11 protein-coding genes and 1 pseudogene are annotated in these 18,908 nt (G+C 36.7%); all 12 read left to right on the top strand.

The genetic code is table 11. The features are described from left to right. Window positions 1–1,005, top strand: a 1,005-nt coding sequence (locus tag OC25_RS07955) for an RHS repeat domain-containing protein (RefSeq protein WP_039473895.1), incomplete at its 5' end; no start/stop codon positions are given. A gap of 528 nt (window positions 1,006–1,533) precedes the next feature. Continuing rightward, window positions 1,534–1,803, top strand: a pseudogene (locus tag OC25_RS28605) (RHS repeat domain-containing protein); the annotation flags it as partial. Between the two features lie 3 nt (window positions 1,804–1,806). After that, window positions 1,807–2,931 (top strand): RHS repeat domain-containing protein, encoded by a 1,125-nt coding sequence (locus tag OC25_RS07945; protein ID WP_483414139.1) that lies wholly within the window; start codon window positions 1,807–1,809, stop codon window positions 2,929–2,931. Next, on the top strand, window positions 2,928–3,290 hold the full coding sequence (locus tag OC25_RS07940) for a hypothetical protein (RefSeq protein ID WP_039473886.1): 363 nt from the start codon (window positions 2,928–2,930) through the stop codon (window positions 3,288–3,290). Before OC25_RS07945 ends, OC25_RS07940 begins: the two co-directional genes overlap by 4 nt. Window positions 3,291–3,521: 231 nt before the next feature. Beyond that, window positions 3,522–4,871, top strand: a complete 1,350-nt coding sequence (locus OC25_RS07935) for an RHS repeat domain-containing protein (RefSeq protein WP_039473881.1) — start codon at window positions 3,522–3,524, stop codon at window positions 4,869–4,871. A 7-nt stretch (window positions 4,872–4,878) separates the two neighbouring features. Beyond that, the gene (locus OC25_RS07930; RefSeq protein ID WP_039473878.1) at window positions 4,879–5,082 is read left to right on the top strand and encodes a hypothetical protein; all 204 of its coding nucleotides are present in this window, start codon (window positions 4,879–4,881) and stop codon (window positions 5,080–5,082) included. Window positions 5,083–6,816: 1,734 nt separating this feature from the next. Then, window positions 6,817–7,380 (top strand): OmpH/Skp family outer membrane protein, encoded by a 564-nt coding sequence (locus OC25_RS07925; RefSeq protein WP_082018545.1) that lies wholly within the window; start codon window positions 6,817–6,819, stop codon window positions 7,378–7,380. A 34-nt stretch (window positions 7,381–7,414) separates the two neighbouring features. Continuing rightward, the gene (locus OC25_RS07920; protein WP_156131428.1) at window positions 7,415–7,984 is read left to right on the top strand and encodes a hypothetical protein; all 570 of its coding nucleotides are present in this window, start codon (window positions 7,415–7,417) and stop codon (window positions 7,982–7,984) included. A 4-nt stretch (window positions 7,985–7,988) separates the two neighbouring features. Beyond that, on the top strand, window positions 7,989–13,772 hold the full coding sequence (locus tag OC25_RS07915) for a hypothetical protein (RefSeq protein ID WP_039473870.1): 5,784 nt from the start codon (window positions 7,989–7,991) through the stop codon (window positions 13,770–13,772). 6 nt (window positions 13,773–13,778) lie between these two features. Beyond that, window positions 13,779–17,996: an RHS repeat domain-containing protein gene (locus OC25_RS07910; RefSeq protein WP_039473868.1), complete on the top strand. Its 4,218-nt coding sequence runs from the start codon at window positions 13,779–13,781 to the stop codon at window positions 17,994–17,996. Then, a complete protein-coding gene (locus OC25_RS07905; RefSeq protein WP_039473866.1) occupies window positions 17,993–18,373 on the top strand; it encodes a hypothetical protein in 381 nt (126 codons plus the stop codon). The genes OC25_RS07910 and OC25_RS07905 overlap by 4 nt, the downstream gene beginning before the upstream one ends. Window positions 18,374–18,538: 165 nt before the next feature. Further along, complete coding sequence (locus tag OC25_RS28440; RefSeq protein WP_280740759.1) at window positions 18,539–18,667, top strand: hypothetical protein; 129 nt, start codon at window positions 18,539–18,541, stop codon at window positions 18,665–18,667. Window positions 18,668–18,908 lie beyond the last annotated feature (241 nt).

The raw sequence follows: 18,908 nt of genomic DNA, 5'->3' as shown, positions 1-18,908 counted from the left end.
GGCTTAGCGCGCAGAAGCGGCAACAATTACAGTTATGAGTATAACCTAAGCGATCATTTGGGTAATGTAAGGGTTACTTTTTATCAAAACCCCAATACAAACCAGCTGGAAGTACTGCAGCGCGATGACTACTATGCTTTTGGATTAAGAAAGGAACCCGTTGCAAAAGCAGGGCTTAACAAGTATCTTTACAATGGCAAGGAGTTGCAGGAAGAGTTAGGGCAATATGATTACGGCGCAAGATTCTATGATCCGGTGATTGGAAGGTGGAATGTGGTGGATCCGTTGGCAGAGAAGATGCGGAGGCATTCTCCATATAATTATGGGTTTAATAATCCGATTAGGTTTGTGGATCCTGATGGAATGAAGCCTTTAGATTGGTACCAATCTGATGATGGTAGTACCATTAAATGGTTCGCTGGTGCAATAAAACAGGAAGGGTATAAACTTATAGGAACAAAAGCAGTTCTTCAAAGTTATAATGGTTCTGTTAATTTGAATGAAGATGGAAGAGCTACAAATGCTGCATCAGGCGAGTTCATGTCTTATTCTCTTAGCGGACAAACCAAAATTGAAGGTAAAACGGATTTTGCAAGAGGGTTGGATATGACAGGGAAGCTGAATGAGGGGGTTGGTTATGTTAATGATGCTGGAGCAATTATGATCGGAGCTGCATTTAATGAAGGCACTTCTGTGATGTCTAAATCTAAAGTATTGGGGAGTTTAGAAAATGTTGGAAAAGGTTTGTTTGTCGCAGGTACAATGCTTGAGATAGCAAAAGGCGTAAGTGGTAATCAAACTAAAGATGAAACGATGAAAAATATTGGAATAGGTACCCTTGCCTATTATATAGGTTCTAAGTTGGGTGGAGGATATGGAATAGCCGCTGGATTAATTTTACAAAGCGCTACGTATGATCCAAAACTTAGAACAAATTATAATACAAATCCATTGTATAAATATTCGGATAATACAAGTGTTACCATTCCATATATAAAAAAATGATAGATAAAATATATTACCTCTTATACAAAGTATTAAAAAGCAATGGAAAAAATGATCAATCATTTTTTAATGCTTTTCTTGGATTATGCTTTCTTGAATATATGAATTTATGGTCCATCTTTGGTTTAGTAAATTATTTTTTCAAATATCGGATCACAAAGGATGAATCAGTTTATTGTGCCCTTATTACCGGAGGAATTATTTTTATATATAATTATTTTATCTTGTGGAACAAAAAAGAAATTATCGTTAAAAAATATGATAATTCACCAATTAAGAATGGTATGATTTTAATATGGGGGCTGATTATATTCTCATTTTCCTTATTATATATTATACTTGAGTATTTTGTGTCATATCATGCCATTTAGCTTATATCCTTCACTGGCACAAAGTCTTTGTGTTGTTGGGCAAAGTGGGCACATGACTTGTGCTTAACATATTTTATATTTAGCCTGGCCTTAGCGCCAGGCTTTTTTATGGTCTGAGCTATGGTGAGGAGGGCAAAACCTTTGCGAAGCATTAACTTACGATGTAATGGGGAATATTACCAGCCTTAACCGCGACAATACTGGCATCAAAACATACAACTATTACAATTTGGGTAATAGCAACCAGTTACAAAGCGTAAGCGGTTTAACAATACAGGATTACGAATATGATGCTAATGGGAATGCTAAAAAAGATGGCTTAAGTGGAGTTAGTTTAACTTATAATTACCTGAACTTACCTGCAACAGCCACACGAACAACTGGTACCACCGTTAATTTAGCTTATACTTATGATGCTACAGGTAAAAAGCTGGCCAGAAATAGCAATGGCTCTGTTAGAAATTATATTGATGGTATAGAATACAAACCAGATGGAGCTACAATAGATATTATTCATACCGAAGAAGGTATAGCACAAAACAATGGTGGGGTTTATACTTACCACTATAATCTAAACGATCATTTAGGTAACGTACGTTATACTTTCCAGGTAACGAACGGTAGTATAGAACCTTTACAAAAAGATGATTATTATGCCTTTGGAAAAAGGAAAACTTCCTTTCAGGGATCGGTAGATAATAAGTATCTTTATAATGGCAAGGAGTTGCAAGAGGAGTTAGGTCAGTATGATTACGGGGCGAGGTTCTATGATCCGGTGATTGGTAGATGGAATACTCCCGATCTATTGGCCGAATTAGCCCCAAGCCTAAGCCCATTTCGATATTCCTATAATAATCCTATTAACTTTACGGATGAATTAGGTTTATTCGAAAGCAGAAAAGAAGCAAGGGAATATAGAAAAGAGCATGATATTAGTGGTAGAATAAAGAAAGATGCAAATGGAGAATATTCAATTTACGATAGTAAGAATGGGGTTTCATATTCTTCAGGGGATGATAAGGGATTAGGCATGGATTCTCACCCAAATGATGGTGTGATAGAGTCTACTTACGTTGAGGGAAAATCAGGTTTTGGAAAGAAAGACGCATATGATGTGTTTGGAACTGGGGTTGGTTATGTTGAAAATGTTACATGGAAAGGGCTTAGTACAGCTGCAAAAAGTAAAATTGCCTGGGATGCTCTGAAGCTCGTTAAGAATTTAACAGGTTACAGAGTGCCAGTATCTACAAGTGGGTTGTATAGAGGAATTAGTACAGCTCTTCCTAAAGTGGGTGTGGGCTTAGGGGTAGTGTCTGGTGCTATTGTAGTTGGCAAAGTATTGGTTAATAAGCAAATTAAGGCTTCGGATGTGCTTGATGGGGTTGTGACAGGAGTAAGCTTCATACCTGGGGGAGGATGGATTGTAGGAGGTGTTTATCTTGGTGCCGATCTGTTGACTAAATATGTTTCTGGAAAATCAATAGGTGACCATCTCGATAATTACGTTGAAGAAAAGTTTGATAAAGATGGGGGCACATTAACAAGTTGGAAATGATGTTAGATTATATATTTTACAGAGCTTATATAGCTTATGAGAAAAAAAAGCAACCAGGCCTTTTTAGTGCAACAGCTTATTGCGCGGTTATTTGCCTGTTTTTATTTATGCCCTTGTATGGCATGCTGGATATTTTATTAAAGAACCAAGAATCACTAAGAAAAACGGCAATTGTGCTTTACATTATATTAATAATTGTGAGTGTATTTTTCAGGTACTTTAGAAAAAATAAATTAAGGCACATTATTGAAAAGTATAGGTTTTCTAAATACAATAAAAAAATAGCCACATGGTTATTTTTTCTAATCCTACCCCTATGTATGATTTTAGGTGTATGGATTTATGCACTTATTAGTTAGTTTTATTTTTCCTAACTATCGCAACTATTGTGTTTTAGAGCAGTTGTGTTCGGTGATTGTGATTAAGATTTTTTGCTTTTAGCCTGGCCTTAGCGCCAGGCTTTTTATTTTTATGGCCATAATTATACCAATGGTGCCGCTAATACCTTCAGTTATACTTACGACAGGCTGAACCGCTTAACCAATGCAGTCGCATGCAACAACCTGGGCGAAACCATTAGTTACGATGTTATGGGTAATATTGCCAGTTTAACCCGCGACGGTTTTGGTACCAACAGCTATACTGGCTACAATGGTAACAAGCTAACTAACATCAGTGGCTTTACCAACAGTACTTATGATTACGATGCCAATGGTAACCTTACCAACGATAGCCAGAAGAACATTAGTTTAGTATATAATTTACTTAATCTGCCGCAAACCGTAAGTGGAAGCCGGAATTTAACCTACACTTACAATGCTGCTGGCGAAAAGCTGCAAAAACAAGCTGGTGGTACCACCACCAATTATATTGATGGTATTCAGTATACCAATAACAGTATCGATTTTATTCAAACCGAAGAAGGCTTAGCGCGCAGAAGCGGCAACAATTACAGTTATGAATATAACCTAAGCGATCATTTAGGTAATGTGCGGGTTACTTTTTACCAAAACCCGAATACTAATCAGTTGGAGGTGCTACAACGCGATGATTATTATGCTTTTGGACTGCGTAAAGCAGGACTTGTTGGAGCAAACAATAATAAATATCTTTATAACGGCAAGGAGTTGCAAGAGGAGCTGGGGCAATATGATTACGGCGCAAGGTTCTATGATCCGGTTATTGGGAGGTGGAATGTGGTTGATCCAAGTTCTGAACAAGGCGGACAGGAAAGTTTAACACAATACCAATACGGAATGAACAACCCAGTTAGGTATACTGACCCTGATGGTAGATGTCCAACTTGTCCAATGTTATGGGCAATGCAATTATATGAATCTGCAAAATATAAGGTTAAAAGCGTATTTGGGCTTAAAACTTATGCGGATGGGATGATGGAGAAAGCCCAAAATCAATACCACAGTCAAGACCCTGATTATGTAAAAAATGTTCCTGAAAAAGATCGAAGGGTTATAAATAAGGTTAAAAATATAAAAGCTAATACTAAAATAATCCAAGGATATGGTGAGATGATGGGTAATGCCTCAGAAGCCATGGGCTTAGCAATGACTGGTGCTCAGAGTACTTTTAGTTTAACTGCATCTGCTGAAAATACGGTAATTAATAGATTATCGAATGCTGAAGTAAGAGAGTGGTATAATATTGAAACAAAATCAATAAATACTGCAATCGCACCAACAGAAAAAAATGCAATGCTCACAAATATACAAAGGAATTCGTTAAAGTATCAAGCAAGATATATGATGGCAGATAGAGAAGCAGCAACAGCATTGGATGTGTCAGATCCAATTAAGCCTCTCGAATTTTATGTTAAAAAATATACAGAACAGGGTTACTCTGGTGAAAATTTATGGCAGAAAATAATACAAGGCTCCTCTAAACCTAATCCTACTGTAAACGCAAAATTTGGTATTAAATAGAACTAATATGAATATTGATAAATTGCTGACTTCTAATGTTGTATGGAAAAAGCATCCGTTAAACGCAAAGTTTTTTTTCTTAAAACAGAAAGATCAAATTGTTTTGTTAAGAATAAATAACTTTCCAGATGAACCTCTTTTTTCCATAATAGATGGACTTGATATCTTAGATATTGAAGATAAGCCAGCGGGATGGAAAATAGAGTGGTGAAATTTTCTTCGCTGACCGGAATGTGTAATCTCCCCATCTATCCGTAGTCTTGAGCTCTTGAATTGAGGGTGGAGAGACTACGGATTAGTTAATGAGATCGTAGGTGGATAAATTATCCTTAAAAATGATTTTAACCTTAGCCTGGCCTTAGCGCCAGGCTTTTTATTTTTACGCTAAATGGTAGTTATAAGTTAAACTTACGCTTTGGCGGTTAAGCGTTAAATCTCTGGATTATGCTTTTACTGCATGATCAGGATAAAAAATCAGCACCTGGTGGCATGAAGCAATCTTTTAAGAGATGCTTCGTTGCTCTCAGCATGACAGCTTAGTTTGCTTAGGTTTTGCTTCATTTTTTACCATATAAGTATGTATAAGTACATTTAGGCTGATGTGGGCCTTATATTGCTTACATGGTTAAATAAGACGTTGTTAGCGTTAAATGGTTATAGAGCAATTAATCTTTAGAAATCTCCTAAGGTGCCTGAGTTGTCTAAGGTGGTGTAAAGAGGGCGGTATTTTTATCCTTACCATATAAGTCAGGTAAGTAAATTTGCAGGTATCGGTCATTGCGAACGATGGGCTGGGGTAGTGATATCGCTAAGCAACCTTTTTTAGAGATGCTTCGTTGCACTCAGCATGACAGCTTTGTTTGCTCAGGTAAGTTTTAATGCTTTTGCTTCATTTTTTACCATATAAGTATGTATAAGTACATTTAGGCTGATGTGGGCCTTATATTGCTTACATGGTTAAAAAAGACGTTGTTAGTATTGAACGGTTATAAAGCAATTAATCTTTGGAAATCACCTAAGGTGCCTGAGTTGTCTAAGGTGGTGAAAAGAGGACGGTATTTTTATCCTTACCATATAAGTAAGTTAAGTAAATTTGAAGGTATCCGTCATTGCGAACGATGGGCTGGGGTAGTGATATCGCTAAGCAACCTTTTTTAGAGATGCTTCGTTGCACTCAGCATGACAGCTTTGTTTGCTCAGGTAAGTTTTAATGGTTTTGCTTTATTTTTTACCATGTAATATGTATAAGTACATTTAGGCTGATGTGGGCCTTATATTGCTTACATGGTTAAATAAGACGTTGTTAGTGTTGAACGGATGATTTAGTGCTGCACACTGCAGCAGGTTTTCATGAGTTTTAGTCAAATCTTAGCCTGAAAAGGCTCTTTTTAAATTTTGGCTGTGTTGTTTTTGCCGCTAAGCCCGCATACGGAGGATCCCTAATCATAACGTATATCGTCATAATACAATTTGTTTATGGGTATAAAACCCGTTAAAAAATGTGGGATAATTTTTTATCTGTACCATTCGGAGATAAATGGCAGTGATGTAAATGTAATTAGCTTAAATTAACGAAATAATTAGCTTAATTGCAAAAGTTTTTTTAGCGGGAGCAAGGAGTAGAGGGCAGGATTGTATTGTCAATCTGCCATGAGTTATTTTGGTTCCAAAATCTAATTGCAACGTACTGTTTTACTCCTCGGTTTTTACAGGTTAAACACAGTAAAAATGTACCCTTTCTCTATCAATTTTTACCATTTTATGAGGTGTTTTAGAAAAGGTAAAATCACGTTCGTCAAGAAATAAGCATAGTTTATCACCCGAAAAGCATCGTTCGTCAAAAAGATTCTGTAATATTCTTGTAAGAAATTATTTTTGGCCGGCAAGAGAAAAACTTCTTGATGCGAATAAACAAACTGTTACATATAAATAATAATTTAAAAAAATGTCTAAATCCCTTAATTGGAATAGCTCCTATCAAAAAGTACTTAATCTAGTATTTCTTATCTCTTTAATAATACTATGCATTTACATGTTTTTTTTACAAAAAGACGAAATTGCGTATGTAGATTCTAGTAAAATCATTGCCGAATTTAAAGGTGCAGAAGAAGCCAAAAAAGCCTTTGAACAAAAAACAAAATCCTGGAAACTGAATATTGATTCATTAACTACAGAGGTTCAGAACTCCATCAAAAAATATGAAAAGGATTTGGCAACAATGCCGGTTAAGGAACAACAATTATCAAAGCAGTTATTAGACTCGAAGCAGAAACAATTGTTGGATTATCAAAATGCTATTCGCCAGAAAGCACAGCAAGAAGATGGTAAACTTTCGCAAAATGTTGTTGCGCAGATAAATGCTTACTTGGTTAAATATGGTAAAAGCCATCAGTATAAGCTGATTCTTATTGCAAATCAATCGGGTACCATAGCCTACGCCCGTGAGGGATTGGATATTACGAAAGATGTAATTGAAGGTTTAAATAACGATTATACTAATGGTAGGTAAGAACGTGTTTTTCGAATATGTTAAGCTAGTTTTAATGAGCATTGGTTTACTCACCTTTTGTAGCTGTAAAGCTCCATTAAAAAACAGGAGCGAAGTATTTTCATATATAGATGAAGAAAGGAACGGTCTTGTCAAATCTAATCAAAGTAATGGTATTGATTGTAAGGTCAACTTTTTGCCATGGCAATTACAGGCTTCGAATAAAAGTCAATCTGAAATTGCCATTAATGAAAAAACGAAAAATACCTTCAAATCACAGTATTATTTTCTTATCAGCTTTTCAAAGGACAAAAAGGAACTTTTGCGGCAGCTGAGTGCCAATGAATATAGTGAAATGGTTCAGACTTTAGCTTTTAGAATGACAGATTACATAAAGATCAGACTTGCTGATGGAAAAGTAATAAAACCCTTAAGTTGTCTTTTTCAACAAACTTATGGACTATCAAATGCGAACCAGTTGCTAGTAATATTTAATCAGGCAGATTTTAAAACAGAAGAAACATTTACAATCTTAATTAATGAATTCGGGTTTAGGACTGGGAATCTATCATTTTCCTTTGAACTCAACCAGCAACAAAAATTGCAAGAACTTTTACCATCTTAAATTTATGATCAAACGCTTTAAAAAACCAATTGCGGTACTCTCGCTATTGCTTATTACAACTCAGATTTTTACTCCTACACTTTCCTATGCTTTAACTTCTGGACCAACCGCCCCGGAAGCGACAAGTTTTGAGCCAGTGGATACAACAGACATGGTAAATACCTTAACTGGCGATTTCACCTATAATATTCCTTTATTGGAGGTGCCAGGGCCGGAAGGTGGATACCCACTTTCGCTTTCTTATCATGCGGGTATACAGCCCAATGAAGATGCCTCTTGGGTAGGATTGGGCTGGACATTAAATCCAGGGGCGATAAACAGGACGGTAAATGGTTATCCTGATGATTTTAAAGATGTACACCAAACATCAAGAACCTATTGGAGTGGTGGAAGCACCAAGACTGTCGGAGTTGACGTTGGTATTGGTTTAGGTCCGGCTTCAGTAAATTTTGGATTGGAATTTTCACAAGATACATATAAGGGGTTTGGTATTGGTGCATCTATGGGGGTCGGTGTTGGCCTTGGTAAGTCGCCTTTTAGCATGGGCGTTTCTGTTGGCGTGTCTCCTTATGGCGAACCTTATGCCGGATTAAATATCGGATTGTCTGCAGGAGAATCAGGGCAAGAAGGACTCAGGCTTGGGATTGGTGTTGGCGTAAGTACAAATTTTGAATCTTTAAGTGCTGGGGCAAGTGCTGGTGTAAGCTATACCAATGGGAGTAATTATAGTGCTTCATTACTGGGAACTTCCATAAGTTCGAGTGGTGGGGCAGGCTCATTATCGGTTGGTGGTATACAAGCTTCAGTAAATAATGCCAATTCAGGGAAAATACAGACAGAATCTTCCGGATGGTCATTTGTAATCCCTTTACCCTTGGTAAGTGTTGGGATCAGTTCAAGGTACACAAGATATTGGTCGGATGAAACTGCCACTGTTTATACCAATGGATCTCTTTATGCTCCGGTTTCTCCGGGCGATTTAAACAACAAGGCCTATGATACTTATCGCTTGCTTAATCCAAACAGGGCCAATATTGTTGACAGCCCTGATCCTGACCGGTTAATAGGAGGTACTTTTCCTGATTTTGATAATTATAGTGTTAGCGGACAGGGAATAAGCGGTAATATGAGGCCATATGCCTACCAGGCTAGGCTTTATAAGCAGAACATCATCAATAATTCTGATCACAATAATGATGTTTACGCGAGGGTACTCCCATCCAATAAAGAAAATGCAAGTAACTATGCCTTTAGGTTTATCAATGATTTTTCTAACAGTTACCGCCAGGGACATGATAATTCTGGTATGGATGCCCTAAATTTTAATAATCCGATTTATGGTAACAATGATGGTGATTTTGGATACGACCAAACTGAAAATAAATTGGCTGGTTCTAAAGATATTCAGTATTTTACATACGAACAATGTAGCTCTGGTTATGCCAGATCAAAAGGGTTTGTTGGTAATCCGCCATACGCACCTGGAGGCCCGAACAGCAATAAGCAGATTGCTGGTTTTATGATTACCAATGCAAGTGGGGTAAAGTATCATTACGCACTTCCTGTCTTTTCAGAAAACGAGGAAGTTTATACTGAAAATTTAGACCGCAGTGGGGGGCTAAAATACAACAAAATAAACAAGCTTTTCGCTTATGCTACAACCTGGTTATTAACTGCGATTACGGGACCGGATTATGTGGAAAGAAATGAGCCTGGAGAATTTAATAAGGAGCCTTGGGGGTATTATGTATACTTTTCGTATGGTCAGTGGTCTAATCATTACAGGTGGAGAAATCCATCACAGGGCTATCATAGGGATATTGATGGCGCATTTCAAAGTCGTTCCAGCGGTCGAAAACAAGTATACTATCTGAATACAATAAGAACACGTTCTCATGTTGCGGTTTTTCAAAAAAGTGAACGGGCAGATGGGAAAAGTATCAGCGACATAGATCTTTATGGAAGTGATTCTTCTTGTAATCCTTATACGGTATCTTCTTTAAAACTTGATAAAATTTATCTTATGAGAGTAGAGGACTATAAAAAAATGACTACTCCTCCTCCAAATGTCTATAACCCTAATTACACTCACCTTATTACCCGGTGGAAATACCGAAGTGAGAAACTTGCTCCTGATTACTCTATACTGGAAAATTATGACGAAGTTATTGATGATGAGGATATTAATCAAAAATATGATGAGGTTAAAGCAGCGTCAATACGATCAATTAAATTTAATTATGATAACTCTTTATGTGATGGAACTTATAATAGTTATTTTAAAGATTATAATTATAATGCTAGTGGACAGAAAAAAATCGGTAAGCTTACGTTGCTATCTGTAGAAAATCTTGGTAAAAACGATTCGAGGATAGCGCCGCCAACGGAATTTGAGTATGATCTAGACCCTACCTTGGCAGAAAATCATGACCTTGTACAACTTAATGATTCAGGAAATCAAAGGCAGATTTTGGTCAATCAGTCAAATACTTTTCAAGTCGGGGATATATTAAAATTCTCATTAGGAACTCAGTCTTATTTCTGCACCGTAGTGAGTAAAAATGGTAATACACTCAATGTTCAGTATATTAATGCTGGCCCACCTGCCAATACCTCTGGATCGGTTAACGCAGTGAAAACAAAAAATCCCCCATACAACAAAGATGCCGTTGATTTGTGGGGAATGTTCAAATCGGATTACACCGGTAATCTTGGAAATGAAAATGTGAACCGGGCAACCACGGCAGTTTCCAATCAATCAACCGATGTCTGGTGCCTGCGGAAAATCAAAACACAACTGGGTGCCGAAATCAATATTAATTACGATGGTGATGAATATAGTAATGTCGTGCTGAATAGGAATAAGTCATATATCATCAGAGATTTTGAAAATGCCGGTTCGCCAAACCTGTTCAGGTTTAAGTTGCTGAATACCGGTGTAGATCTAAACGAAATCCTCAGCGTTGACAAAAAGGTGAACTTCATTTTGATGAAGACGAAAGTAGGTGGAAATAACTTTGGTGGAACTGCAATGGATAATGAAGTAATAAATACCATAAATTATGCTGCGCCAATTGTCCAATCTATTATCGGAAATCAGGTTACCATCAAAGTGGAAGATAACCTAAAAAATGCAATCAATGCAGTTGGAACTTATATGGTATCGTACATTGCAACAGGGAACTTAACCACTAGAAATGCAGATCATTTTTATGGCGGCGGCATTAGGGTAAAGGATATATCGGTTAATGGTCTTGATGGATATACAAGAAAAACAAAATATAGCTATAACCTTCCATCAATCACTGGATCTAATAATATCTCATCAGGAAGTACGGCTTATGAACCGACAATTTTTGATGCAGATGAAATTGCATGGGCAATTACGCCAACAAATGTTACTGGAACTATTACCTATCCCAATGGGAATACCATAGAAACTTATATTAAAAACTACAGAAGAGAGTTGTATAAAGATATGAACTACCTGCTTAGTATTTCAAGGGAGTTGCCTGCACCCGGAGTAATGTACAAGTATGTTACTGTTCAGGATGAAGATATTGCCCCAGATGGACTTATAGCGCAGAGGAATGGTAAAACCATGTACGAATATGAAGTATTCTCTTCTGGCATGATTGGTAAAAATGAATACAATTACGCTGAGAGTTCAAATACCAGGTTGATCAATATGGCGATTAAGGATTATACAAGCAGGATCGGTAATCTAAAACGTACGGTAACCTATGATGATAAAGGTAATAAGCTTACAGAAACGATAAATCATTATTTACACGATCCGATTGCCGATAAATCTTTTTCAGTTCAGGTAGATAACTACGAAAATCTCTTGCAACCATACAACTATCAAGGGGTTATTCAGGAGCGCTATGGTGATGCTCGGACCATTATGGAGAATGGAACGCCGATGTATAAAACAATAATGTCAGGTAGAGATTTTTATCCAAGTATCCAAACGGGTACTACACAGATCGATTATAAAAACGGGGTCAAAGTTGAACAACAAAATCTAGCCTATGACTTCTATAATGGTTTGATATCAAAAATACTAACTACCGATAGTTATGGTAATAGATTTGTAAATGAAACCATACCTGCTTACCGATTTTATCCAGCAATGGGCCTCAGGGTTAACGAGGGGACTAATGGAGAAAGAAAAAATATGCTTGCACAACAGGCGGTAAGTAAAACGTATAAAGTAGATATCAACAATCAACCAGTTGGACTGTTATCGGCAAGTGTACAAACATGGGGGATTGACGTACCCGTACTTGATCCTTTTGGTGATAGAAATACTGAAGGTCAGGATAAAATATGGAGAAAGAAAGCAAATTATACTTGGATGCCTGCAGGAAGTTCGCCAAACAATATTACCGCCATGGATTCGTTTCAGGACTATTTTTCTGGCGGTGCCAATAACCCGAATTGGAAGCAGACTTCAGAAATCAAACTTTATGATGTGTTTTCTCATGCCTTGGAAGCAACTGACATAAACAAAAAATATACCGCAACTAAAATGGGTTACAACAATTCAAAAGTCATCTTGAGCGGTGGGATGGCCAGATACGCAGAAATCGGTTATTCTGGTGCTGAAGATGAACTTGTTAAAAGTGGCGAAACCATTTTTGGTGGCCGTATAAAAGCTGGTAATGGCATTGTAACAACTGCAACAGCTCACACTGGTTCGAAAAGTTTATATCTTAGTAGTGGAGGAAAAGGATTTACTTATGCTGTATCGTCAGCGGATCTCGATCCCAACCGCAGAAATTACTTGATTTCTGCCTGGGTAAAACCAGAAGGTGGAGATATTTCTGGCGCAAGATTGTTTTATCAGGTAGATAACGGGGCAGAGGCTTATAACAGCCCAACATTTCAAAAACAAGCTGCTGGCTGGTACCTTTTAGAAATGACAGTTCCGGCTAGTGCAATCAATAACGGAACAATCAATGTAGGCGTTAAAAATATCGGAGCATCTGCTATTTACGCCGATGATTTTAGATTCCATCCTTACGATGGGATAACTACAGCCTATGTCTACAATCAGTTTGGCGAACTCAGTCACATATTGGATAATAACAACCTGTTTGTAAAGTTTGAATACGACAATGCCGGAAGACTTGCTAAAACTTATAAGGAGGTACTTGGAAAAGCAACTACGCCATTGATAAAAGAATATGCATATAATTTTGGTAAAATGAACCGGGCATCTTGGCTTAACACAGGAAATAAAAGGTGCGAGCTGCTAAATGGCACCTATACCGGCTATGAGGAAATTGAGCAAAAAGATAACAACCCCACCAGCCAAACCTATAACCAGATCAAATGGGTAAAGGGTAATTTTGTAAATTATTGTATACCGGTTGTTTATGCCAGATTAGAACCTAATTATACCTACTACCCATCATATACACAGGGTGCTTTTACGGTTCGTTTTTTCTCAGATGCGGCATGCACATCACCTGTAAATATTGCTAATCCTTTAACAGTAAGCTATCAGTTAAACGAAGATATCTCATCTGGTACCGGAAACCAGCACAGGGAATATCAATATTCTGCCTACACAAATGCCGGTGTAAGCAATTTTATATTGGCCGATTATATTACTTATCAATGTGGAGATGTGGCTATAGAAAGATCCAGCGATTCGCAAAAGTCAGCAAAATCAGCATCCACTCAGCGTGTAGAAATGACACCACCAGGTGACGGGCCAAGCTGTACAAGCCGCTCGGTAGTATTAATGTCAGGAAATGGTTATGTTGTTGTTAATTAATATATTATGAAGGAAATTAAATTATTGCTCTTAGCTTTTATATGTGTTGTCAATTTTAATCAATTGGCAGCACAGGATATTCACCAGACATCAACATTAGTTTTGCCAACAAGTCCGGCAACTTCTTATATTGTTGAACCGGGAAAAAATGTAAAAATTTCCAGTTCCACTGCCGTTGTATTGGGCGATGGTGTCCATCTTAAAGAGGGGGCTACCGTTAGGGTATTTATTGGAAATACACCAACTGTTATTCCTGCTCCAAATAATCCTGCATTAAATTTGGATATGAATTGGACTTCTACTAAAACTTATGATGAAGATGGCAATGTTATCGCAGAAAACAAGAGTTTTTATGATGATAGAGGTACTCCACTTCAAAGTCAGGTTAAAAGTATAAGTACAGGACACGTTTTGGCCAGCCAGTCCCTTTACGATTTTCAGGGGCGGGCAGTAATCTCCACGCTGGCCGCACCCATTAATAATGCAGGTTTTAGTTACAGGCCAGATTTCGTAAGCAATGCATCTGGTAGTAAATACAACTATACTAATTTTGATGGGGTAAAAACAAATGCTCCTGATCCACTGGGGCAAGGCACCATCGGGTCTTTAGGTTGGTACTACAGCAACAATAACACCTTTGAGGCTTATGTGCCAACTACCTCTTTTCCGTATTCGCGGTCGGCTTATTATAATGATGGATCGAATTCGGTCAAAAATAGTGCAGGTATCGGGGATGAACTTAGAATGGGAAAAGGTCATGAAATTTCAAATGCTAGCTTTCCAGTACTAAATGAACTCGACTTTTATTCTTCTGTTCGGGCTAAATATTTTTCTGAGGCAGTAATAGGTAATGAAAATTCATTAAAATCAAAAGCTAATCAGAGTTTTTCGATCGATCAAAATGGCAATATTGGGATGCAGGTTTCGGATCTGTCCGGAAAATTATTAATGTATGCAAGGGCAGATGATAACGGAGTACTAACTATTAATAATACTGCTATAATAAAAAATATTGAACCAGAGTACAAATTTACGTTAACAACGGCAAGTTTGATTATGGGGGGGAATAATCCCAATGCAGGAGGATTTGGTGGTGGACCAAATTCTTTTGGTGTAAATTCTAAGTATAATGTTAAAATATACAGGAATGGTACATTAGTGTTTGACGGTATTGGCAATGAATATGTTCACCCCTTAACGTTAAACGGAGGTGAGTATACCATAAAATCCATTAATCCGTTTACGGTTTCGCATAATGATGGATGCAGCGACTGCCCAGGCAAAATTGCAGAAAGTGAGTTAAGCAGTATTCATTATTTTCAACTCTTCCAGGCTGGTAATGTGAGTATCACAGGTAATTACGAACTCTATGATATGAATACAGAGGGTCAGGTAACAGCGGGATTTTTACCCAAAGGTTATTATAAAGTAAGGGCACTAAATGGGGATGTTAACATTTCTTATACTAATAAAGTTTCTGACGTAAGTTTCACATTTTATAATCAATTAGGACAGGTCGTTGGGAATATTGCGCCTGAAGGTGTTAAATTATTGCTTGCGAATGGTTTAAATGCATATCCTAAATGGGAAAATGTTCCATATTCTGATGTTAGTGAATATAATATTAACGGAAATTTAGTAGCTAAAACGACTGTGGATGGCGGGAGAACGGAATTTATATACAGGAAGGATGGGCAACTTAGATTTAGCCAGAATACAGAACAGTTAAAGACTGGTAGATTTTCTTATACGAATTTTGATCGATTGAGTAAACCCATAGAATCAGGAGAATATTATTCAGCCAATATTAGTTTTGCTTCAGTAAAAGATAATGATGAATTAATAGAAAATATTTCTGAAAACGGGGGCTTGATCGGGGGAGTGAAAAAAGACCAGATTTTAATACACTATGATATTTCTGATCAGTCTCATGGCCTCGTTGATTATAGTCAGGATCCCACTTTCTTACGAACATCTGTAAGCTGGATAGAAAATTCCAATTCAAAAACTTGGTTTAACTATAATCAATTTGGAAAAGTAAAATGGATCATCAAAAAGATTAATGGGTTACCTGCAAAAACTATAGATTATACATATAATTCAAAGGGCAATGTAGAAACTGTCGATTTTCAAAAAAATAACCCACTAGAAAGGTTTATACATTATTATGAATATGATAGTGATGGTCGTTTAGAAAATGTGTACACAAGTATAGATGGAGCTACCAAGCTTTTACAGGCAAGATATTACTATTATTTACATGGTCCTGTAAAAAGAATAGAATTAGCTGATGAACTGCAGGGGATTGATTATACTTATACTGTTGATGGAATGTTAAAAAGCATCAATAATCCAAATGCTGAAGCAGATCCCGGCAAGGATGGTATACAAAATAGTTTTGCGCCTGATGTTTTTGCTATGACACTAGATTATTATAATGGGGATTACAATAGAAGTGGATCTGGAATCAACAATATAGCTCTAAATAGCAGTAAAACATGGTACAGTGGTAACATAGCTGCTCAAACTTGGAAAAGCCTAAAGCCAAGTGCGGTTGTTTCACTGTACGGCAACTCAATTAATGAGCCTAAGATGTTTACTTACGAATATAATGATCGTAGTCAATTTAGCAACAACAAATTTGGTGCCCCGAATTTTTCTAATAATACCTTTGTTGAACAAATTAATGCCAATAGGGAATACGGATTAAATTACGATGCAAACGGAAATATTCAGAATTTAGTCAGAACTAATCAAGCAGGAAGTCAGATTAATTTCAATTATCAGTATAAGATTAACTCTAATCAACTTCAGAAGGTAGATAATTATGCAGACTATACCTATAATGACTTAGGACAAATGGTTGCCCAACAAAGAATTAACGGACAAGCTTTTTTTGTTACATATACTTCAAGTGGAAAAGTTGAGGCAATTTATAGTGACGTAAATAGAACTCAAAAAAGATTAAGTTTCGCTTATGATGAAGCAGGGAACCGGGTAGTTAAAACAGATCATACCCAAAACATTACAACATATTATATTTACGATTCGAGTGGTAATGTATTAGCTGTATATGATAATAACGGTTCTTCTCAAGTCCAAAAAGAGATAATGCTATATGCAAACAGTCGTATTGGTGTTTTTAATAAGGTAAATCAAAACTATCAGTATGAGCTGACAGATAATCTCGGTAATGTGAGAGAATTGATAACCAGGAACAAGACTGTAAGTGGTCAGGCTGATGTTATTTTTTCATCTGATTATTATCCTTTCGGTTCTCCATTATCACTATCTGCCGGTAATTACCGTTACGGTTATCAGGGACAATATGCAGAAATCGATAACGAAACGGGCTGGAACAATTTTGATTTTAGAATGTATGATGCCCAGATCGGTAGGTGGATGAGTACCGATCCATATGAAGAACACCATTCTCCGTATTTAGCTATGGGCAACAATCCAGTAACAACAGTAGATCCGGATGGAGGCTGCGAAAAATGTCCTAAACACAAACCACTTCAAGATGGAATAAAAGGTGTTCAACTAAAAGATATAACAATATATGGAAGAAAAAAGGTAGATAATGGTTCGATAACAACTTATAAACCTAATTGGGCAGAAAGATGGGATAATTGGAATAAGGATTATCAGAAGTTTGATACTCAGGGAGCATTTATTTCAAAAGCGACATATGGACTCATGAATGAGTTCTTTATATTTGCTTCAATGCTGGCTAATGGTCCAAACGACGTTAGAGATATGCGTGGATTTTCTCTTTTGGAAATGCATGGTGCGCAGGGCCAAGTGGGAGCCAAAGCTAAAGCGTTGGTAAATGTATTAAGCACTCCTGCAGCTTTTGCTGAGGTCGGAGCTGCTAAAGCGGTAAATGTACCGGCTGGTGGAGTCGCCTTCTCTAAGCTAGAAACTACGGCAGCTCATAATTTAGGCTTTTTTGTTGAGGAAGTAGCTATTAATAATGGTGTGGCCAATGTACCAATTACATACATGACATCTGCGAAACCCAGCGATTTAACAATCGTATTTAATGCATTAAAAACAAATGGTGCAAAGGCAATCGAGGTAAACTCAGGTCCGATTATTAACTCAGGAATAACAGAAAGATTATTAAAAGCCTATGAAACTGGTAACACTTTTATTGGTTTTAAAGTTACTGGTACAAATAACCCAGACAATTTGTTTATTTTAAGTAAAGGACTGAAATGAAAAATATAAATATTAAAGCTAGGATCAAACGCAACAAACTCGAAGAATTAGCTGATACATGTTTTAGAACGGAGGGTGATGAAATTATTGAAAAATTCAATCGTCGTAATATCAAGGTATTTGTGGGTATTCAAAGATATGATGGTATATACACTATATTGGGTGCTAAATCTGCATATTACTTAACAGACGGTATTGAAAAGGAAATTCCCTTTAAAGATCTTTTAAGTTTTCTAACTATTAATGCGCTCAAAAATGGTAAACACTATAATTATGAATTTTTAGAGATTAGTGATAATAATAATATCTGGGTTAAAGATATACAGACTATGAATGCATTATGGAATACAATTTTATTATTATATGAAAATGGTTAATATATCATATATTTTAAAAAATTACCTAAAAGACGGTGTTATGGCATTCGCCTCGATGGGCGTACTTCGTGGATATTGAAACTAAAGCACTAATTGCACCTGATAGCTATTTTGCAGATGGTTCCTGGGTTTGGCATGCATATCTTTCATATTATCTCTCAAAATATGTATTTAGACAACGATTTTGTTGAGTATGTAAGGATGAAAAAATATCCTGTAAATCCGGATGAGCTCAAAACCATTGAAATAACAAAAGTTGAGGATGAAATTTCTGCTAAATTTAATGCAGGCTAGTTGATTTTATGAATTAGAGCACAAATTTCATGTTATATAGTTTAGCTTAGCAGAAATGCTAGGCTAAACTATTTTGCATATCGAACAGCTAATAATTTTATGAATCCAGGCTGATTTCTTTATCGAATTTCAAAATAGTTCCACTTAAAAGTGCTTTAATTATCAATCTAAATTAAAATCCTGATTTACGTTCGTCACTCCAAAAGGCAAGAATATCACTCAATTTATATTGTTCGTCAAA

Origin of the sequence: Pedobacter kyungheensis (assembly GCF_000812965.1) — a bacterium.
Classification (GTDB): Bacteria; Bacteroidota; Bacteroidia; order Sphingobacteriales; family Sphingobacteriaceae; genus Pedobacter; species Pedobacter kyungheensis.
The sequence above is the reverse complement of the archived record's forward strand: the minus strand, read 5'-3'. Positions and strand labels throughout refer to the sequence as shown.